The 20,288-nt window shown below is 73.7% G+C and carries 11 protein-coding genes and 1 pseudogene; 10 read left to right on the top strand and 2 right to left on the bottom strand.

The annotated features are described in order from the left end of the window. Positions 1-108: 108 nt before the first annotated feature. The 6 genes from OHS81_RS04275 to OHS81_RS04250 all read left to right on the top strand — a co-directional run bounded on the left by OHS81_RS04275 (position 109) and on the right by OHS81_RS04250 (position 5,832). Positions 109-1,278, top strand: coding sequence for a CaiB/BaiF CoA transferase family protein (locus OHS81_RS04275; protein ID WP_328382565.1), 1,170 nt, complete (start codon positions 109-111; stop codon positions 1,276-1,278). 65 nt (positions 1,279-1,343) lie between these two features. Then, complete coding sequence (locus tag OHS81_RS04270; protein ID WP_328382564.1) at positions 1,344-1,475, top strand: hypothetical protein; 132 nt, start codon at positions 1,344-1,346, stop codon at positions 1,473-1,475. Next, positions 1,472-1,714, top strand: a complete 243-nt coding sequence (locus OHS81_RS04265; protein ID WP_328382562.1) for an acetoacetate decarboxylase family protein — start codon at positions 1,472-1,474, stop codon at positions 1,712-1,714. The genes OHS81_RS04270 and OHS81_RS04265 overlap by 4 nt, the downstream gene beginning before the upstream one ends. 235 nt (positions 1,715-1,949) lie before the next feature. After that, positions 1,950-3,971, top strand: a complete 2,022-nt coding sequence (locus tag OHS81_RS04260) for a LodA/GoxA family CTQ-dependent oxidase (RefSeq protein WP_328382560.1) — start codon at positions 1,950-1,952, stop codon at positions 3,969-3,971. Next, positions 3,968-5,116, top strand: a complete 1,149-nt coding sequence (locus OHS81_RS04255) for an NAD(P)/FAD-dependent oxidoreductase (protein WP_328382558.1) — start codon at positions 3,968-3,970, stop codon at positions 5,114-5,116. Before OHS81_RS04260 ends, OHS81_RS04255 begins: the two co-directional genes overlap by 4 nt. Then, positions 5,113-5,832: a hypothetical protein gene (locus OHS81_RS04250; RefSeq protein ID WP_328382557.1), complete on the top strand. Its 720-nt coding sequence runs from the start codon at positions 5,113-5,115 to the stop codon at positions 5,830-5,832. Before OHS81_RS04255 ends, OHS81_RS04250 begins: the two co-directional genes overlap by 4 nt. 262 nt (positions 5,833-6,094) lie before the next feature. Here the strand turns inward: OHS81_RS04250 and OHS81_RS04245 are convergent, their stop codons facing one another. Then, positions 6,095-6,523 carry a VOC family protein gene (locus OHS81_RS04245; RefSeq protein ID WP_328382555.1) on the bottom strand — a complete coding sequence of 143 codons (429 nt, stop codon included), beginning with the start codon at positions 6,521-6,523 and terminating at the stop codon, positions 6,095-6,097. Between the two features lie 213 nt (positions 6,524-6,736). Next, a complete protein-coding gene (locus OHS81_RS04240) occupies positions 6,737-7,021 on the bottom strand; it encodes a hypothetical protein (protein ID WP_328382553.1) in 285 nt (94 codons plus the stop codon). 112 nt (positions 7,022-7,133) lie between these two features. On the opposite strand from OHS81_RS04240, the pseudogene OHS81_RS04235 reads away from it, so the two are divergent. The 4 genes and pseudogenes from OHS81_RS04235 to OHS81_RS04220 form a co-directional block, all read left to right on the top strand. Beyond that, a pseudogene (locus OHS81_RS04235) lies at positions 7,134-7,412 on the top strand (NAD(P)-dependent oxidoreductase); the annotation flags it as partial. Between the two features lie 315 nt (positions 7,413-7,727). Then, positions 7,728-15,062, top strand: coding sequence for an SDR family NAD(P)-dependent oxidoreductase (locus OHS81_RS04230; protein WP_443058829.1), 7,335 nt, complete (start codon positions 7,728-7,730; stop codon positions 15,060-15,062). Then, positions 15,055-19,980: a polyketide synthase gene (locus tag OHS81_RS04225; RefSeq protein ID WP_328382549.1), complete on the top strand. Its 4,926-nt coding sequence runs from the start codon at positions 15,055-15,057 to the stop codon at positions 19,978-19,980. The genes OHS81_RS04230 and OHS81_RS04225 overlap by 8 nt, the downstream gene beginning before the upstream one ends. Then, on the top strand, positions 19,970-20,287 hold the full coding sequence (locus OHS81_RS04220; protein ID WP_328382547.1) for a phosphopantetheine-binding protein: 318 nt from the start codon (positions 19,970-19,972) through the stop codon (positions 20,285-20,287). The genes OHS81_RS04225 and OHS81_RS04220 overlap by 11 nt, the downstream gene beginning before the upstream one ends. Position 20,288 lies beyond the last annotated feature (1 nt).

The following is a 20,288-nucleotide window of genomic DNA, read 5'->3' as shown; positions in this document are numbered from 1 at the left end:
GCTGTGGTCATACCCTTCTGCTTTTCTTGATCGTTCTCATCCTGCGGTATCTCGCCTAACGTCGAAAGCAGAAACATTCGCAGTACAGCTACTCTCGCAGGAGCGACAATGGACGCCACGACCGAAAGCGCCAACGGTCCGCTGGACGGCGTACGGGTGATCGATCTGTCCACGGTGGTGATGGGCCCCTACGCCGCCCAGATCCTCGGGGACCTCGGCGCCGACGTCATCAAGATCGAGTCGCCGTCGGACGCCGTACGGTCGGGCAGGTACCGGACCACGCCCGGGATGACACCGCTCCACCTCAACGTCAACCGCAACAAGCGCAGCGTCTCCCTGAACCTCAAGGACGAGGCCGACCGCGAGCGTGCCCTGGCGCTCATCGGCACGGCCGACGTGCTGATCACCAATATGCGCCCCGGCGCCCTGACCCGGCTCGGCCTGACCTACGCCGACCTCGCCGAGCGCCACCCCGGCCTGGTCTACGCCCACGCCCAGGGGTTCCGCAGCGACTCCGGCCGGGCCGGTCACGCCGCCTACGACGAAACGGTGCAGGCGTCCTCCGGGCTGGTCGACGTGGCCCACCGCGCGCTGGGCCGGCCCGTCTACCTGCCGACGATCATCGGCGACAAGGTCGCCGCGCTGACCATCGTCCATTCGGTGCTCGCCGCGCTGGTGCACCGCGACCGCACGGGGCGCGGCCAGCACATCGAAGTCCCCATGACGGACACCCTCCTCGCCTTCAACCTCGTCGAGCATCTGTCCGGCCACGTCTACGAGCCGGCGGAGGGGTCCACCGGCTTCCCGCTGTCGCTGAAGCGCGGCCACCGGGCCGTGTCCACGGCCGACGGGCTCGCCTGCATCGTGCCGTACTCCCCGCAGAACTACCGCGACTTCTTCGCCGCCGCCGGCCGCCCCGACCTCGCCGAGGACCCCCGGGTGGCGGGCCCGGCCATCGAGGACGCCGATGTCGACCCGCTCATGGAACTGGTGGCCCGCTGTGCCGGGGGCCTGACCACCGAGGAGTGGGAGGAGATCTGCGCCAAGCACAGCATCCCCATGGCGCCCGTGCTGGAGCTGGACCGCGCGGCCGACGATCCTTATGTCCGTGACGGCCACCTCCTTGACCTGGTCGAGCACCCCAGCGAGGGCCCGATCCGTTCGATCGGCATCCCCGTGCGCTACTCCGTCACGCCGGGCTCGGTCCGGCGGCTCGCCCCGCTGCCCGGCGAGCACACCGACGAGGTCTTCGACGAGCTTGCCGCGAAGCGCCGCTGACGGTACGTCAGGCCGCTCCCGCCCTCGCCGCACCACACTCCGACGGCCACCGAAGGAGCCGGGCCATGCCCAGTACGCCGGACACCACTCCTGCTCACACTCCCGCCCCCGCCCCTGCCTCCGCCCGTACCGCGGACCCCACTCCCGCGGACCCCACTCCCGCGGACCCCACTCCCGAGGAGGAGGAGCGCATATGAAGCAGAGCGACGTCCTCAAGCGCCATGCCACCCCCCTGCTCAACCCGGCCTACCCGCCCGTCATCCCCCGCTTCACCCACCGCGAGTACCTCAACATCGTCTACCGCACCGACTACGACGCCCTGCGCACGGTGGTACCCGAGCCGTTTCTCAGCCAGCGCGACCGCAAGCAGCTCGCGGTCCTCGGTGCCCTGGAGAACGCCACCGCCCACGAGCAGAACGAGGAAATCCGGTCATGACCGCCACCGACGCCGAGAGCGCCTTCGTCTGACCTTCCTGACCGTCCGTGACGACCGTCCCCGTCGGCCACTGTCACGGTCCGTGAGCGGGCCCGGAGTGGCTCGGCGCGCCGGCCGTTCGAAAGGGTGAATCCGTGCACCCATTGTGACGCCTGGATGTCACAGCACGCACGACCGCGATCCAACGTTTGAGTCCTTGGGGGGCATCCACGCCTGCCCAGTGAAAGGCTCCTCGATGGACACGCAGATCGCACAGGTGAAGATCCACCCCGCCATAGGCATAGCCCGGGTCGGCAACAGTGACAAACAGCCCTTCATAGGCCCCGAGTCGCCCGACCAGCCGGCACTGCCGCCCGGCTCGTACAAGGACAGCTCGGGGAAGGTCATCCGGCAGGCCGCCCGCTTCCGCATCTACGGCTACAACCGGGCGGGCGAGGTTGTCAGGGAACTCAAACTGGGCGAGGGGGACGTCACCGAGATCAAGTGGTCGGTGCACCTGGCCAACAAGAAGTCCGCCTGGTACCAGTTCCACCTCGCGCTCGACATCAAAGAAGCCGCCGGCCTGCCGCCGGCACAGCTTCAGCGCCGGAACTTCGACGTCAAGGGAGCCGAGCGGAAGAAACTCGTCATCGATGCCGGCAACAAGACGATCCGCGCCTCCCTGCACGAGACCGCCGCCCTCTCCGGACAGATAATGAACCGGCAGGTCCCCCTGGGCTCGCTCTCCACCCAGCCCGACGGCCGCCTCCTGGTCGTCGGTGGTGTCGGGAAGTCGGCCTCCTACGCCACCCCCGAGAAGCCGATCTCCGGCGTCGCCAACAACGACACCTGGTACGACGACGTCTCCGACGGACCGGTCACGGCGGAGGTCACTATCGGGGGCGTCACGAAGACCGCGAGCCCCGCCTGGGCCGTGGTGGCCCCGCCGCACTACGCGCCCGGTGTGAAGACCGTCCGCACCTTGTACGACGTGCTCTACGACGTGTTCCTCGCCGAGCACACGCTGCCCACCGTGCAGGAGATCTCCTATCCGGACCACATCGAGCCGCTGCTGAGCCGGTTCTGCCAGCTCCAGTGGGTCAACCACGGCTTCGCCACCCAGTTCGGCCGGCGCGGCCCGCACGACTTCCGCGACCCGGCCCTGCGCAAGCGGCTCGCCGACCCGGGTGAGGCCAGCCGGGAGCTCCGCCGCCAGATCTACGTCCAGATGCGCGACTACGACCGGGACGGCACGTCCCCGGTGCCCTGGCCGTGGCTCTACGGCGACGCCATGTCCAGCCGCAAACCCGACTCGGAGCGGCAGCACCTCGTGATCTCCGCCGAGCAGGACCGGCTGCTGGCCCTGTGGGCCGACGGCCGCTTCACCTCCGGCCCGCCCCGCACGGGCTTCCCGAGCGTGGACGAGGCGCCCCCGGCCGAACAGCCGCGGCTGCTGGACCGCGGCGCGCTGGAGAACTGCGCCGCCGACGCGTTCCACCCGGGCTGCGAGGTCACCTGGCCGATGCGGCACAAGACCATGTACTCCGAGCCGTTCCGCATCCTCCACCGCACACCGGAGAACCCGGAACCCGACTACGGCGACATGCTCACCGTCCAGGACGCCATGGGCAAGAACGGTCCGCTGTACGCGCAGGGGCCGGGCGACCTCACGCGCTGGATGGCCGCCCCCTGGCAGTGCGACGCGGCGAGCTGCCGCTCCGGCTACCAGGTGCAATCCGGGCTCGGTCCCCGGTACAGCCCCTATCTGCCGACGTTCTGGCCCGCCCAGGTGCCCAACCACGTCCTCAAGAACGCCGACTTCACGACCGTCAACACCCCGCCGGCCGGCTCCGACGACAGCGTCAGGGAGAAGGCCTTCGAGCGGAGGGCGGTGTGGCTGCGCGGCCTGACGGGCGCCCAGTCCAATGCCCAGCGCCGGCAGATGGTCGACGACTGGTTCAAGTTCGGCATCGTCGAGCCGCGCGAATACACCGTGGGCGACGCGAAGTTCCCCCCGATCATCCAGGTGGAGTCCGAGCCCGGCTATCCGCCGGCCCCCGACCACGCCAACCTCATCAACATCCAGGTCCCCGAGGCCGGGGTGCCGCAACTGGCCGGCGTGGCCGGTACCTGGACCGGGGACGTCCCGGCCGAGGCCGTCGAGGCCATGCTCGTGCAGCAGGCGGTCGACGAGGTGAAGGAGGCGACGGGGCAACCCGAGACCGCGATCGCGGCCGGCTACCTGGAGAAGCTCGACCCCTTCCACGGCGCCCGGTGAGCCCCGTACCGGGCTATGACGTGGTGGTCGCCGGCGGTGGCCCGGCCGGCTGTGCCGCCGCGCTCGCCCTCGTACAGGCCGGGCGCAGCGTCCTGCTGGCCGACGCGGGCACCGGCCCGCCCAAGGCCGGCGAGGCGCTGGTGTCCGTGGGGCGGCTGCTCCTGGCCGACCTCGGCATCGACGAGCCGGTCCTCGGCAGCGGCCATCTGCCCTGCCACGGCAACCTGTCCGCCTGGGGCTCGGCCGAACTGCACGCCGTGGACTCGATCGACGACCCGTACGGCCACGGCTGGCACCTCGACCGGCCGCTCTTCGACCGGCGGCTGCGCGATGCCGCCCGCGCGGGGGGAGCCGAGGTCGCCGAGCACACCGGCGTACGGTGCCCCTCCCGGCAGCCGGACGGCACCTGGCGGCTCGCCCTGCGCGAGCGCGCGAGCGGCCGCGAGCGGACGGTCCGCTGCCGCTGGGTGGTGGACGCCACCGGACGGGGCGCCGCGATCGCCGTCCGCTCCGGTGCCCGGCGGCGCACCGGGGACCGGCTCACCGCCTACCACCTCACCCTCGACCCGGCTCCGCAGGCCACCACAGACGGCCGTTCGCTGGTCGAGTCCGACCAGGACGGCTGGTGGTACACCGCCCTGCTGCCCTCCCGGCACCGGCTGGTCGCCTACTTCACCGACCCCGACCTGCCCGCCGCCGCCCCGCGCGGCGCCGAGCGGTTCCACGACCGCCTGCTGGCCACCCGGCACATCTCCCGCCGGGCCCGCCCGCACGGCCTCACCGTCCTGCAGCCACCCCGCCGCGCCCCCGCGCACAGCGCACAGCTGGACCGGGTGCACGGCGAGGGCTGGACGGCCGCCGGAGACGCGGCGGCCGCCTTCGACCCGCTCAGCTCCCAGGGCATTCTCACCGCCCTCTACACCGGGCTGAGCGCGGGCCAGGCGGTCCACGCCCGGCTGCACGGCGACCCGGCGGCGCTGCCCGACTACGCGGCCAAGGTCGCCACGGTCCGCGCCGCCTACCAGCACGGCCACCAGGCCGTGCACGCACAGGAAACCCGCTGGTCCGACCGCCCCTTCTGGGCCCGGCGGCAGCGGCACACCCGGCCCGACCCCCACCCGACGAAAGGCGAAACCTCGAAATGAACACCACACCCGGACCCGACCACGCCGAACACGAGCACATCCACCGCTTCCTGCTGCTGGGCAAGAAGAAGCTGTTCTTCTACCACCTGGCGCTCTACAACCCCCAGTCCGGCCACAACTACCAGGCGGTGTTCACCTTCACCATCAAGGACAACGGTGAACTGCGGGACATGTACCTGAAGGATCGGGCGCAGCACGAGAACGAGCGGGTCTTCTACTCCCTGCGCTGTCCGCACCACTTCGAACTCCCGGAGCTGCAGCAGGGCAAGGAGTTCCGCGTCCACCTGGAGCGGGTCGTCGTGAAGCCGGACGGCAGCCGCGACTTCCAGCAGATGACGACCACCGAGACCCCGGTGGAGTGCAAGAGGGAGGACGTCCTCTCCTTCCGCAAGCTCGGACAGCTGCCCTACCCCGAATACCTCACCTACCTGATCTTCGGTGAAGGCGACGAGATCCACCTCGCCCACCAGCTCGCGGAACGCCCGAACTGGGACGAGGCCGTGACCATCAGCACCGCGACGCCGATCGACCAGGCGACGCTCAAGAAGGTCCCGACCCTCGTCATCGACTCGATCCAGGACGCTCACGACAAGCTGATCGAGAGCCCGCTGAAGAAGGGCCAGCAGTACCAGGGCAAGATCGACGCAACCGGCCCGACGGTCGACTTCACCGTCGGCCGCCAGAGCTGGTGGAACCACACCAGCCTCAACGGCTGACCTGCCGGTACCCCTTCGTTTCGTTCTTCCTCGCATTCCCGGCCCGGGCCGCGACGCCGTCGCGTCCCGGGCCGGCGGGCGTGTCACGCGGGCCGATGGCCGCGCTCCCGCTGACCCGCGCGAGCAAGGCGTGGGAACTTTCCGGTGCGAAGGCCGCTGTCGGCCGGGCCACGGTGAAAGGCGACGGCGTTCACACCGCCCTGCTCGGCGTTCGCCCGGCCGTACAACCTCGCCCTCACGGGATGACTCCCGCCCCATATACTCAGTCGATACAGAATTCGTTGCCCTCGATGTCCAGCATCGGGATGCACGAATCATTGCCGTCATACAGCGTTTGCACGTGTACTGCGCCGAGCGGGACCAGTCGTGCGCATTCGGCCTCAAGTGCGGCGAGGCGTTCTTTACCCACGAGTCCGGTGCCGACCCGCACATCAAGATGCACCCGGTTCTTGACGGCCTTCCCTTCGGGGACGCGCTGGAAGTACAGTCGCGGGCCCACACCTGAGGGATCTATGCAGGCGAACCATGAATCCCGTTGCTCAGGTGACTGCGAACGCTGGAAGTCATCCCAAGTGGCAAACCCCTCCGGTGGCGGCGGTACGACGTACCCCAACACCTCGCACCAGAAACGAGCGAGACGCTCAGGTTCTGCGCAGTCAAAGGTGACTTGGAACTTCCTGATTGCTGACATCGGGGCACCGTACCAAGGGGACTTGGGACTCTGCCGGTCATTTCCCCAGGGGGATCCGCCCGCAACCCCGTCGCGCCCTGGGCCGCCTTGGACACCAAGTGATCAAACCGGGCGGTCCACGAGAACGACGCCTGGCGGCGGAGCCCACCGGTGGCCCCAGGATGCAGCCCTGGCCAACCGCCCTCCTGCCAAAGATCAGTTACGGGACAACCCTCAGGCTGTGCTGACCACTTCGGCAACGATCTCGCGGAGGCTGACAGCACCGACCCCGTTGACCTGGCCACGGGCAAGGTGGGCCTTCCCCGGACCGGCATTGCCCTGCCCGGCACCCTGCCCCTGTTCTTCACCGGATAGGTTCCTCGCGTGGTCAAGGTCTATGAACCAGATCGACGGTTCACAGTCTGGCAATACACCGTCAGTCATCGGCGTCTGTTGCTGAGGAGTTCTCGCGAAGAATACGGTACGCGTATCGATATTCTCTTTGCGGGCGTTGAGCACGCTTGCGTCAAGCGGATGTATGAAGGCTTGGCGATCAGGCAGGGGACGGGTGAGTAAGCCCGGCGGATCAGTGCAGCGCTCGATATCGAGGTCGATGCGCAGAGCCTGTATCTGTGCCCGCGGAGCGCTCCTCGACTGCGACGCGGTCTGCGATGCCCTGGACTCCGGACAGCTCTCCGGTGCCGGTTTCGACGTCTTCCCCGAGGAGCCGCTGCCCGCCGGCTCCCGGCTGCTGACCGCCCCCGGCGTGGTGCTCACCCCGCACATCGCGGGCGGCAGCCAGGAAGTGGCGCACAAGGCCGCACGGATCGCCGCCGCGGAGGCCGGCCGCTATCTGCGCGGCGAGCCGTTGGTGCACTGTGCCAACCCTGGTGTATTTCCGGCCAGGTGAGATCCCGAAAACCGGTCTTCGAGCGTGTGTTCGCCCAGGTGGCCGGGTGGAGGCGGAGGCGGCACGGCACCTTTGTGACCTTGGCGGAATCAACTACCGCCTGATGCACGTGCGTTGACAGTGCATGGAGGTGGCTCCACCATGCAACGCGGCATCAGCGGGTGTGGGCCCTGCGCTTCGGGTCTGACCGCTGGTTACCGCAGGTGGCAGTGGTAAGCGTGTCCGCCCCCAGCAGAAGGAGCGCCCGTGGCCCCCTGGCCCCCACTCTCCGGCACCCCTCTCCCCGGTACCCCGCAGTCCGGCCGCGATCTCGTCGTGGCGCTCTCGCCCTTCGAGGAACCGGGCGAGCGGATCGTCGTGGCAGCCGAACGCGCCGGCGCGCTCGGCCTGCTGGACCTCGGCAGGGACACCGGCGCCGCGCGTGACGCGCTGGCGCGGATCGGGCGATCACGACACGGCGTGCGGGTACCGGTGGGGTGTCCGCTCATGCCGGACGATCTGCCCGAGGGGACCGACACCGTGCTGCTCGCCGATCCGCGGGCGTACGGCGGCGATCCGCAGGCGTACGGCGTCGGCCCGGATGCGGCCCCGGGCCCGGACGGCGCGGCTCCCGGTCCGGACGGCGCGGTCCCAGGGCCGGACGGCGCGGTCCCCGGCCCTGACGACTGGGCCGGCGGCGGGCGGCGCCGCGTATGGGCCGAGATCACCACCCCCGAGGAGGCCGCGGCGGCGTGTGCCGCCGGCGTCACCGCGCTCGTCGCCCGGGGCCACGAGTCGGGCGGCCGGGTCGGCGAACTCACCACCTGCGTCCTGCTCTCCCGCGTACTGGCCGACCCGTCCGTGACGGTCCCCGTGCTCGCCGCCGGGGGAATCGGCCCGCACACCGCCGCCGCGGCCGTCGCCGGCGGAGCGGCCGGGGTGCTGCTCGACTCCCAGCTCGCGCTCACCACCGAGGGAGCGGCCCGGCTGCCCCGCGCGGCCGCCGACGCCATCCGGGCCATGGACGGCAGCGAGACCACGCTCGTCGCGGGCCACCGGGTCCTCACCCGCCCGGACCTCGCGGCCCCCGCGGCGGCCACGGCCACCGGAGGGGACGACGCCGGGAGCGCCGGGGCACAGACCGGCCCCGCCGCCCGCATCGCCGCCCTCCTCGGCGCCCGGGACCTGCAGACCCAGCTGCTCCCCATCGGCCAGGACGGCGCGTTCGCCGCCCGGCTCGCCGCGCGGCACCGCACTACCGGCGGCGTCGTCCAGGCGGTACGGACCGCCCTCGCCGAGCACCTTGTCGCGGCGGCGCGCGCCCGGCCGCTCGCGCCGCGCCCCGGCGCCCGCCATCTCCCCGTCGCCCAGGGGCCGATGACCCGGGTCAGTGATGTGTCCGCCTTCGCCGCCGCGGTCGCCGCCGAGGGCGGGCTGCCCTTTCTCGCCCTTGCCGTCATGGACGGGGAGCAGGTGCGCCGGCTGCTGGCCGAGACCGCCGGGCGGCTGGGCGAGCGGCCCTGGGGCGTCGGCCTGCTGGGCTTCGCCCCGCCCGAGCTCCGGCGCGAACAGCTCGCCGCCGTGGCCGAGTTCGCCCCGGAGTACGCGCTCATCGCCGGTGGCCGGCCCGCCCAGGCCGCGCCGCTCGAAGCGGCCGGGACCCGGACCTACCTCCATGTCCCGGCCCCCGGCCTGCTGGAGCGCTACCTCGCCGAAGGCACCCGGAGGTTCGTCTTCGAGGGGCAGGAGTGCGGCGGTCACATCGGCCCCCGGGCCAGCTTCCCGCTGTGGGAGGAGCAGATCGAGCGGCTGACCGCCCATGCCCGGACGCACGGCGGGACGGCCGGGGACCTGGACCTGCTCTTCGCGGGCGGTATCCATGACGCCCGCACCGCCGCCATGGCGGCCGCCGCCGCGGCCCCGCTCGCCGGACTCGGCGCCCGTATCGGTGTCCTGATGGGCACCGCCTACCTCTTCACCCAGGAGGCCGTGACCACCGGCGCCGTCCTGCCCGGCTTCCAGGACACCGCCCTGGCCTGCGACCGGACCGTCCTGCTGCGGACCGCACCGGGCCATGCCACCCGCTGCGCCGAGACCGCCTACACCGAGGAGTTCACGGCCGCCGAACGGCGTCTCGCCACCCAGGGCACGGACCCGCGCGCCCGGTGGGAGGAGCTGGAGCGGCGCAACCTCGGACGGCTGCGCCTGGCGAGCAAGGGCCTGCGCCATACGGACGGCGGGCGGCCCGCGCCGGCCGGGGAGCAGGAACAGCGCCGGGAGGGCCTGTACATGCTGGGCCAGGCCGCCACCGCCCGCAGCGCCACCACCACCGTCGCCGCGCTGCACACCGCCGTGACCGAGGGGGCCACCGCGCAGCTCACGGCCCGGGCGGAGCAGTTCGGGACGCCCGGCGGGCAACCGGGGGATCACCGGAGGGAGGAGGCGGAGCCGCTGGACATCGCCATCGTCGGGATGGCGTGCTGCTATCCCGGCGCGGCCGACAGCGCCCGCTTCTGGTCCAACATCGTCTCCGGCGTCGACTCCGTCACCGAAGTACCCGCCGAGCGCTGGGACACCGGTACGTACCACGACCCGGACCCCGCGCGGGCGGGCGAACGCACCCCGTCGCGCTGGGGCGGCTTCCTGCCCGCCGTCCCCTTCGACGCCCTCGCCCACGGCATCCCCCCGGCCTCCCTCGCCGCCATCGAGCCGGTGCAGCTGCTCGCCCTGGAGGCGGCCGCCAAGGCCCTGGCGGACGCCGGATACGCCGAGCGCGACTTCGACCGCGCCCGCACCAGCGTCGTCTTCGGCGCCGAGGCGGGCACCGAACTGGCCGGCGCCTACGGCCTGCGCGCGCTCCACCCGGCCTACCTGGGCGACCTGCCGCCCGCACTCGACGCCGAACTGCCCCGCCTGACCGAGGACTCCTTCCCCGGCGTCCTCGCCAATGTCATCGCCGGACGCATCGCGAGCCGGCTCGACCTCGGCGGTGCCAACTGCACCGTGGACGCCGCCTGCGCCTCCTCGCTCGCCGCCCTCGACCTGGCCTGCCGCCAACTGCGCGACCACGACAGCGATATGGCGCTGTGCGGCGGCGCCGATGTGCACAACGGCATCAACGACTACCTGATGTTCGCCTCCGTACGCGCTCTGTCGCCCACCGGCCGCTGCCGCCCCTTCGACGCGGCGGCCGACGGCATTGCGCTCGGCGAGGGCGTCGGCGCCCTGGTCCTCAAGCGGCTCGCCGACGCCGAACGCGACGGCGACCGGATCTACGCGGTCGTCAAGGCCGTCGGCACCTCCAGCGACGGGCGGTCCCTCGGGCTGACCGCACCCCGGCCCGAGGGCCAGCGGCGGGCCCTCGAACGCGCCTACCGGCGCGCCGGGATCAGCCCCGCACAGGTCGGGCTCCTCGAAGCCCACGGCACCGGAACCGTCGTCGGCGACAGCGCCGAACTCGGCGTCCTCACCGAGGTGTTCGAGGCCGCCGGAGCCGCCCCGGGCGGCTGCACGCTGGGCTCGGTCAAATCGCAGATCGGGCACACCAAATGCGCGGCCGGCCTGGCCGGGCTCATCAAGGCCGCCCGGGCCGTGCACACCGGCGTACGGCCGCCGACCCTGCATCTGACCCGGCCGGCCGCGGACACCGGACCGTTCCGCTTCGACACCGGGAGCGCCCGGCCCTGGCCGGTCCCCGTGGGGCGGCGCTTCGCCGGGGTGAGCGCCTTCGGCTTCGGCGGCACCAACTACCACGCCGTGCTGGCCGGTTACGAGGGTGCGCCCGAGCCCGACCACGCCCTGACGCACTGGCCCGCCGAACTCTTCTGCTTCCGGGGGACCGACCGCCCCGCCGCGGTACGGGCCATGGAGCGTCTTGCCGCACGGCTGGCGGACAACGACGCCGCCGGGCGGCCGTGGCCGCTGCGCGACCTGGCCGCCGAGACCGCGGCGGCGCAGGGGCCGGTCCAGATCTGTGTGGTGGCCGACGACCTCGACGATCTCGCCGTCAAGCTGGCGGCCGCCCGCCGCTTCGGTGCCGTCGAGGGCGTGTATCCGCGCCGCCGGGACGCCGGCCCCGGGCTGGTCTCCTTCCTCTTCCCCGGTCAGGGAAGCCAACGTCCGCAAATGATGGGGGAGTTGTTCCTCGCCTTCCCCGCCCTGCGCGGCCTTCTGGAGGACGCCGATCCGGAGTGGGTCGCGGCCATGTTCCCGCCCACCGCCTTCACCGCCGAGCGCCGGACCGCCCAGCAGGCCGCCCTCACCGACACCCGCGTCGCCCAGCCGGCGCTCGGTCTCGCCTCCGCCGCCGCGCACCGGCTGCTCACCACGCTGGGCGTGCGCCCCGACTGCACGGCGGGCCACTCCTACGGCGAGCTGACCGCACTGTGGGCAGCGGGCGCCTACGACACCGCGACCCTGCTGCGCCTCAGCGCCCGCCGCGGCGAGGCCATTCTCGGGGCCGCCGGGGACGACCCCGGGGCGATGGCCGCCGTGGTGGCCGCTCCCGAGCGCGTCAGGGAGCTGATCCACGCGGCCGGGGTCGTCGTCGCCAATCACAACGCGCCCGAGCAGAGCGTGATTTCCGGACCCACGGAGGCCGTGGAAACAGCGGTGACGGCGCTGTGCGCGGCCGGCCTGGACGCGCGTCGTCTGCCGGTGGCCTGTGCCTTCCACAGCCCGCAACTCGCCGCAGCCCGCGACGTGTTCGCCGCCGAACTCTCCTCGGCGCAGGTGGCCGTGCCCGCCTTCCCGGTCTGGTCCGGGGCCACCGCGCGGCCATACGACGGCACGGCGTCCGCGGTCCGCGCCACCCTGGCGGACCAGGTCGCCGCGCCCGTGCGCTTCGTGGAGCAGATCGAGGACATGTACGCCGCCGGGGTGCGCACCTTCGTGGAGGCCGGGCCCGGCCGGGTGCTCACCGGTCTCGTCGGGCGCATCCTGGACGGCCGGCCGCACACGGCCGTGGCGCTGGATGTCCCGGGCGAGCACGGGTTGGCCCGGCTGCCGCACGTGCTGGCCCGGCTCGCGGCGGCCGGGGTCCCGATCGCCCCGGAGGCCCTGTTCCACGGGCGTACGGAGACGCTGCCGGCGGTCGCGCCGCGCCGCCCGGGATGGCTGGTCGACGGGCATCTGGTGCGCACCGCCGACGGCGACTGTCTGCCGGGCGGACTGCGCCCCGCGCGACGGGTGGAACCGGAGTGGCGGGGCGGGGAGGGGGTGGCGGGCGGGGGCTCCTCCGTGTCCGCGGGCTCCTCCGTGTCCGCGGGCTCCTCCGTGCTCGGGGGAGCCTCCGGGCACTGGGGATCCACCGCATCCGGGGGATCCACCGCATCCCGGGGCTCCACCGCCTCCGGTGACGGTGCCCGGCAGGATGCGGTGCTGGAGTATCTGCGGGCCTCGCGCGAGCTCATCGCGGCCCAACGGGACGTCGTACTGCGGTATTTGGGAACGGTGGGAGATACGGGAGAGGCGGGGGAGGCCGTTGCGGCCGCACCGCCGAGGACCGTGCACGAGCGGGCTGCCGCGTCGTATGCCGCGCCCGTCCGGGGCGGCACCGGGGACGCGGCCGACGTCAGTGCCGGGGCCGACGCCGGGCTCGGGGCCGACGACGACGCCGCAGGGCAGGCGCCCGGCACCGCGGCACGGCGTCTGAGCCCCGCGGAACTCCTCGATGCCGTAAGGGAGATCATTCACACCCGGACCGGATATCCGCACGACATGCTCGACGCGGGGCTCGACCTGGAGGCCGATCTCTCGGTGGACTCCATCAAGCGTGTGGAGATCATCGGTGCGCTGGCCGACCGGATCGGACTGCCGCAGGACGCCGACGGAGCCATGGAACCGGCGGTGGAGCAGCTTTCCCGGGTCAAGACCATCAGCGGCATCGTCGACTGGATCGCCGCCGCCCACCGCGAGACCGCACCGGAGGCGGCCCCGCCACCCGAGCCCGCAGCGGCCCTCGCGGGAGCCGGTCCCGCAGTGGCCCTCGCAGGGGTCGGCTCCGCACCGGCCCCTGCCCTGTCCGAGCCGGCCGCTTCCCTGTCCGAGCTGTCCCAGCCATCCCAGCCATCCCAACTGTCCCAGCTATCCCGGCTGTCCGAGTCCACGCCGCCCGCCCTCGCGCACGCGTCCACCCTCCCGAAGCCGTCCGCCGGGGCCGGGGCCGGGGCCGAAGCCGTAGCGGCGAGCGCCCCGGTGCCCCAACGCCCCACCCGTTACCTGGTGCGGGTAGCACACCTCGGCCCGCCGGCGAGCCGGCCGCCCGCCGAGGTGGTGGCGGGCAGCGACTTCACCGTGGTGGAGGACGGCCAGGGCGTGGCGCTCGCCCTCACCGCCCTTCTGGAGAGCCATGGCGCACGGGTCCGTACCGTGCCCGCCGAGCGGCTGGCCGAGGTCACCGCCGACGGGGTGGGCGGACTGGTGGACCTCAGCGCCCTGCGGGCGGGCCGCGGCGCGGTACTGCCCGGACAGTACGCGGGGCTGCGCACCGCTCTGACCGGCGGAGCCCGGTGGCTGTTGCTGGCCACTGCGGCCGGCGGCACCTTCGGCCAGGACGCCGCCGAGGACGCCCCCGACCCCCTGCCCGGCGCCGGACTGCGCGGCTTTGCCCGTACGGCCGCCCTCGAATACCCCGGCGTCCTGATCCGCGCCGTGGACATCAATCCGAAGGACCGCCCCGAACGCATCGCGGCCCACCTCCTCGCCGAACTCTGCGCCCCCGGCGAACCGGTCGTCGTCGGCCGCACCAACGGCACCCGCACCACCTTGCGCACCGTTGCCACGCCACTGCCGCACGACCTGCCCGCCACCGGCCGGCCGACGCTCGACGCGGGCTCCGTGGTGCTGCTGACCGGCGGCGCGCGCGGCATCACCGCCCGCACGGCGCACGCCCTGGCCCGCGCCCACGGCTGCCACCTCGAACTCCTCGGACGCACCCCCCTGGACCAGACCCCCGAGGACCCGGCGCTCGCGCATGCCCACGACCGCATCGCGCTGCGCGCCGCCCTCCTCGCCCAAGGGCTGCGCAGACCGGCCCGGATCGAGGCGGCGGCCACCCGCATCCTGGCCCGCCGCGAGATCACCGGCACCCTCGCCGCCCTCGAACCGTACGCCGCTTCCGTCCGCTACCACGCGGCCGATGTCACCGACGCCGCCGCCGTACGCGCCGTGGTGGACGACATCCGGGACCGGCACGGCCGCCTCGACGGGATCGTGCACGGCGCGGGCACCCTGGAGGACAAGCTGCTGCGGGACAAGGACCCGGCCTCCTTCGCCCGGGTCTTCGCCGCCAAGGTCGACGGCGCCCGTCACCTCCTGGAGGCCGCCGGTGACGACACCGGCTTCCTGGTCCTCTTCGGCAGCGTCGCCGGGGTCTTCGGCAACCGCGGCCAGGCCGATTACGCCGCCGCCAACGACGCCCTGGACACCCTCGCCAGGGCCTGGTCGGCGCGTACGGCCGGGCGCGTTCTCGCCGTCGACTGGGGACCCTGGGCGGCCGACGGCGGTGGCATGGTCACCCCGGAGCTGGAGCGCGCCTACGCCCGCCGGGGCATCCCCCTCCTGGACCCCGGCGCCGCGGCCGACGCCCTGCTGGCCGAACTGGCCCACGGCACCTCGCCCCAGGTCGTCCTGTCGGCGGCGGCCGGCGGGGAGGCGGCGGGCGATGAGTGACACCGGTGCCCGGCGGACCGGACCCCGCCCCACGGACGCCGCGATCGTCGGCATGGGGGCGCTCTTCCCCGGTGCCGGTGATCTCGCCGCGTACCGGCGCAACCTGCTGGCCGGCCGGGACTGCATCACGGAGGTGCCGCCCGGCCGCTGGGACCCCGAGGTCTACTACGACCCGCACGGCGCCGAGGGCCCCGCCCGCAGCGACCGCTTCTACTGCCGGCGGGGCGGCTTCCTGGACGAGCTCGCCACCTTCGACCCCACCCGCTTCGGCATCATGCCTGCCACCGTTCCGGGGGCCGAACCCGACCAACTGCTCGCGCTCCGCGTCATCGCCGACGCCATCGCCGACGCGGGCGGCCAGGAGCGGCTGCCCGCCGACCGCTCCCGTATCGGAGTCATACTCGGCCGCGGCGGCTTCATGGGCGTGGCCACCGCCCGGCTCGACCAGCGGGTCCGTACCGCCCACCAGCTCGCCGCCACCCTGCGTCAACTCGCCCCGGAACTGGGGGAGTCGAAGATCTCAGCGGTACGCGACGCCTTCCAGGAGAGCCTGGGCCCCGAACGGCCGGAGGCGTCCATCGGCCTGGTGCCCAGCTTCACCGCCGCCCGGACCGCCAACCGGCTGGACTTCCGCGGGCCCGCCTACACCCTCGACGCGGCCTGCGCCTCCTCACTGCTGGCCGTGGCCCAGGCCGTCGACCTGCTGGCCGCCGGGCGCTGCGACAGCGTGGTCGCCGGAGCCGTGCACCACTGCCATATCGCCACCCTGTGGAGCGTCTTCACCCAGCTGCGCGCCCTGAGCCCCACCCAGTGCATCCGTCCCTTCGACCGCCGGGCCGACGGCACGCTGCTGTCCGAAGGCACCGGCGTCGTCCTCCTCAAACGCCTGGCCGACGCCGAACGCGACGGGGACCGGGTCTACGCAGTCATCCGCGGAGCGGGGGTGGCGGGGGACGGACGCGCGTCCAGCCTGATGAACCCCCGGACGGAGGGGCAGACCAGAGCGCTGCAGCAGGCCTGGGGCAGCGCCGGCCTCGATCCGGAACACCCCGCCGCACTCGGCCTGCTGGAGGCGCACGGCACCGGGACGCCGGTCGGCGACGCCGCCGAACTGGAAACCCTGGCCAGGGTGTTCGGGCCGCCCGGCGCGGGCCGGGCGCCGATCGGTCTGGGCTCGGTGAAGTCGATGCTCGGCCACACCATGCAGGCCGCCGGGATCGCCGGACTGATCAAGGCCGCCCTCGCCGTGCACGACCGCACCCTGCCGCCGACCCTGCATCTGGACGAGCCGCACGAGGGCCTGGCGCGGACCCGGATGCGTCCGGTCACCGAGGCCGAGCCCTGGGACGCCGGAGGGGCACCCTTACGGGCCGGCGTCAATGCCTTCGGCTTCGGCGGGATCAACGCCCACGTCATCCTGGAGGAAGCCCCGGGATGCCGGCCCGCCGCCGGGCCGTCCGTGCCCCCCACCTCCCCGCTGCGGACGGCGGAGCCCGAGCGCACCGTGCTGCTCGCCGCGCACTCTCCCGCCGAACTGGCGGAGAAATTACGGAATGTGGGAGAGGGCGCGGGGGAGAGGACGGGGGGCGCGGGCATCGGCGTTCCCACGGGCGACGGCCCTTGCCGTCTCGCTCTCCTCGGTCCCACCCCGCAGCGCCGCGCCCTGGCCGCCAAGATCCTCGCCCGGGGACTGCCCTGGCGGGGGCGCGGTGAGGTGTGGTTCACCCCGAGCCCGTTCTTCGGGCCGTACGCCCGGGAGGCGGGAGCGCGGCTCGCCTTCGTCTTTCCGGGACTGGAAGCGGAACCGCCGCCGCGCGTGGACGACATCGCCGACCGGATGTCCCTGCCGCGCCCCGTGGTCTGCGGGGGCAGCGGCCTGGTCGAGCGGGCCGTCGACTCCCTCGCCGTCGGCCGGCTGCTCGCCCGCGCCCTGGACCGACTGGGCATCACCCCCGATCTGCTGACCGGCCACAGCCTCGGGGAGTGGACGGCCATGGTGGCCGCCGGAATGTACCCGCCGCGGGCCGTGGACACCTTCCTCGGCTCGCTGCGGCCCGGCTCCCTCGCGGTGCCCGACCTGGTCTATGCGGCCCTGGGCTGCGGTGCCGCACAGGCGGCCGCGGCGCTGGAAGGCCTGGAGCGGGTGGCGGTCAGCCACGACAACTGCCCGCACCAGTCGGTGATCTGCGGAGCCCCGGGACCGGTGGCCGAGGCCGTCCGCAGACTCGCCGCACAGGGGGTACGGGCCCAGGAGATGCCCTTCCGCTCCGGCTTCCACACGCCGATGTGGGCGCCCTACCTCGACCAGGCCGGCGCCGCCTTCGACGCCCTGCCGCTGCGGGACCCGCACGTGCCCGTCTGGTCGGCGACGACCGTCGCGCCCTTCCCCGAAGACCCGTCGGAGGTCCGTGCGCTGGTGCTGCGGCACCTTCTGGAGCCGGTCCGCTTCCAGCACCTGACCAGGCGGCTGTACGAGACGGGTGTACGCGCCTTTGTCCAGGTCGGTGCCGGCAGTCTTACCGGCTTCATCGGCGACACCCTCCACGGGGAGGACCATCTCGCCGTGGCGGCGGCCGGCACCCGCGGCGAGGGAGGGGCACAACTGGTGCAGACGGCAGTCGCGTTGTGGGCCGAGGGGATCGCTCCGCGCTGGGAGCGGCTGGCTCCTGCCGTCGGCGGGGCCCCCGCTGCGGAGCACGCCCTGGCCGTGGACCGTGCCGCGGCCGCGGACCGCGCTGGGTGCCCGGACCGCGCCACGGGCCCGGACCGCGCCACGGGCCCGGAGGGAGCCACCGCCCCGGCGGGAGCCACCGCCCCGGCGGGAGCCGGCGCATCGGTCCGCCTCGATCTCGGGTCGCCGCTGGTCCGCCTGGGCGGGGCGGCGCCGCGGGGACTGCTTTTCGCGTCCGCGGGCCCTCCCCCACCCCCGAACCCACCCCCCGCCCCCTCCCCCGAAGGGGGAGGAGGGGGAGGGGGCGGGGGAGCGCTGCCCGGCGCAGCAGAAGGCGGTGGCGGGGGAGCGCTGCCGCACCCCCGGCCGGCCGTCGCGGACCCCGTACGGCAGGCCCTGGACGCCGTCCTCGCCGAAACCCGGGCCGCGACCCGCACGGTCGCCGCCGCGGTCGGAGCGGCCACCGCGGCCGCCCGGCCCGCCCCGGCACCCGTCGCCGGCCGCACTGCCGGCCGGGCCCCGACCCCGACCCCGGCTCCGGCTCCGACCCCGGCTCCGGCCCCGGTCCCTGGCCACACCGCCGAGTCGGCTCTGCCTCCCGGCCCTGGCCACACCCCCAGCACGCCCGCCGCGCCGAACCCCCGCCGCACCGCCGACCCGACCCCGGCTCCGGCCCCCGGCCCCCGCCGCACCACCCGTCACCTCTCCCTCGCCACCCTCCCCTACGTCCGCGACCACTGCGTCTACCTCCAGCCCGACGACTGGCCGGAGCCGGCTGACCGTTTCCCCGTCGTCCCCATGACCACCCTGCTGGAACTGGCCGCCGAGGCGGCCCACGAGGTGCGCCCCGGGCTCACCGTCACCGGCTACTCCGACGTCCGGGCCCTGCGCTGGCTGCCCGTCGCCCCGCCCGTCGACCTCACCGTCACCGCGACCCCGGCAGACGGCGGCCGGGTACGGGTGAGCCTCGGCGGCCACGCCACCGTCACCGTCCATCTCGCGGCACACCACCCGCCTCCGCCGCCTCCCGGCCCCCCGGCCCTGACGTCCTGCGGGCCGGCGCCCGTCAGCGCCGAGGCCCTTTACCGGGACCGGTGGATGTTCCACGGCCCGGCCTTCGCCGGGGTCCACGAGGTCACCGCGCTCGCCGCCGACGGCATCCGCGGAACCCTGCGCGCACTGCCGGCCCCCGGCGCCCTCCTGGACGCCGCCGGCCAGCTCCTCGGCCACTGGATGCAGCTGAAACTCACCGGCGACCGGCTGGTCTTCCCCGCGACCCTGGACCGGGTACGGCTCTACGGCCCCCCGCCCCCCGAGGGCGCGCTGCTGGCGGCCACCGCCCGGATCCGTGAGGTGGGGCCCGGCTCGGTACGCGGCGATGTGGAACTGCGCGGCGCCGGCGGCGGCGTATGGGCGCGGCTGGAGGGCTGGACGTACCGGCGCTTCGGTGCCGACGAACGGGTGTGGCCGATGAAGTTCACCCCGGAGGTTTGCGGCATCGGCGAACCCCGTCCTGGCGGCTGGTGCCTGGCCCGGCGCCGCTGGACGGACCCGGCCTCGCAGGAGCTGGTGATGCGCCGCTATCTGGGCGCCGCCGAACGCGCCCGCTACGAACGGTGCGCGCCGCGCGCCCGCGCGGGCTGGCTGCTGGGCCGGATCGCCGCCAAGGACGCGGTCCGGGAGCTGTTGTGGGAGTCGGGAGCGGGCCCCGTCTTCCCCGCCGAGGTCTCGGTCGGCACCGATCCCCACGGCCGCACCAGGCCCGAGGGCCCGCTCGCCGCCGGCCTGCACCTCTCGCTCGCGCACAAGGACCACGTCGCCGTCGCCCTCGCCCACCGGTCGGGCCCCGTCGGTATCGGCATCGAGCCGGTCACCGACGATCCGCGAGCCCTCGAACAGATCGCCCTCACCCCGGCCGAACGCCGCCTGGCGGACCGCCTCCAGGCCCGCGAAGCGACCGGAGGAACGGGCCGCGCCTACTGGCTCACCGCCCTGTGGTGCGCCAAGGAGGCCGCGGCGAAGGCGGCGGGCAGCGGCCTCGGCGGCCGGCCGCTGGACTGGGCCGTGACGTCCGCACCGGGCGGCGCGCTGCGGGTGGCCTCCCCGGACGGCCGGCACCACCTCGTCCACCTCGACTCCGTCCACGACCTGTCCGCGCACCACGTCGTCGCCTGGACCGGGCCGCCGCCCGTGCCCCGTACGGACACCGACACCCCCACTTCCACGGAGGCCACCCATGGCAGCTGACCCGCTCCCCGAGCGCACCGGGACGATCCTGGCCGAGATCACCGACATGCTGGTGAGCGTCGTCGGCGACGAACTGCTCATCGTGGGCGAGGTGACCCCCGCGACCACCTTCAACGACGATCTGGCGCTGGAGAGCATCGAGTTCGTCGCCCTCGCCGAGCTGCTGCAACAGCGCTACGGCAGCGCGGTGGACCTCCTCGGCCTCCTCGCGGAGAAGGACATCGACCAGATCCTGGCCATGACGGTCGGCGAACTCGCCGTCCATATCGACACGGTCACCGCCGCCGACCAGGCCTGCGCGGGCTGAG

Source organism: Streptomyces sp. NBC_00400 (assembly GCF_036048035.1).
Lineage (GTDB): Bacteria > Actinomycetota > Actinomycetes > Streptomycetales > Streptomycetaceae > Streptomyces.
Note: the sequence above shows the minus strand (reverse complement) of the source record. Positions and strands in the feature narration are given on the sequence as shown.

What these genes read in the sequence shown, in the direction of transcription:
- OHS81_RS04225 (WP_328382549.1), top strand. Translation starts at nt 15,055, where the DNA reads ATGAGTGACACCGGTGCCCGGCGGACCGGACCCCGCCCCACGGACGCC.
- OHS81_RS04275 (WP_328382565.1), top strand. Translation starts at nt 109, where the DNA reads ATGGACGCCACGACCGAAAGCGCCAACGGTCCGCTGGACGGCGTACGG.
- OHS81_RS04260 (WP_328382560.1), top strand. Translation starts at nt 1,950, where the DNA reads ATGGACACGCAGATCGCACAGGTGAAGATCCACCCCGCCATAGGCATA.
- OHS81_RS04265 (WP_328382562.1), top strand. Translation starts at nt 1,472, where the DNA reads ATGAAGCAGAGCGACGTCCTCAAGCGCCATGCCACCCCCCTGCTCAAC.
- OHS81_RS04220 (WP_328382547.1), top strand. Translation starts at nt 19,970, where the DNA reads ATGGCAGCTGACCCGCTCCCCGAGCGCACCGGGACGATCCTGGCCGAG.
- OHS81_RS04250 (WP_328382557.1), top strand. Translation starts at nt 5,113, where the DNA reads ATGAACACCACACCCGGACCCGACCACGCCGAACACGAGCACATCCAC.
- OHS81_RS04245 (WP_328382555.1), bottom strand. Translation starts at nt 6,523, where the DNA reads ATGTCAGCAATCAGGAAGTTCCAAGTCACCTTTGACTGCGCAGAACCT.
- OHS81_RS04270 (WP_328382564.1), top strand. Translation starts at nt 1,344, where the DNA reads ATGCCCAGTACGCCGGACACCACTCCTGCTCACACTCCCGCCCCCGCC.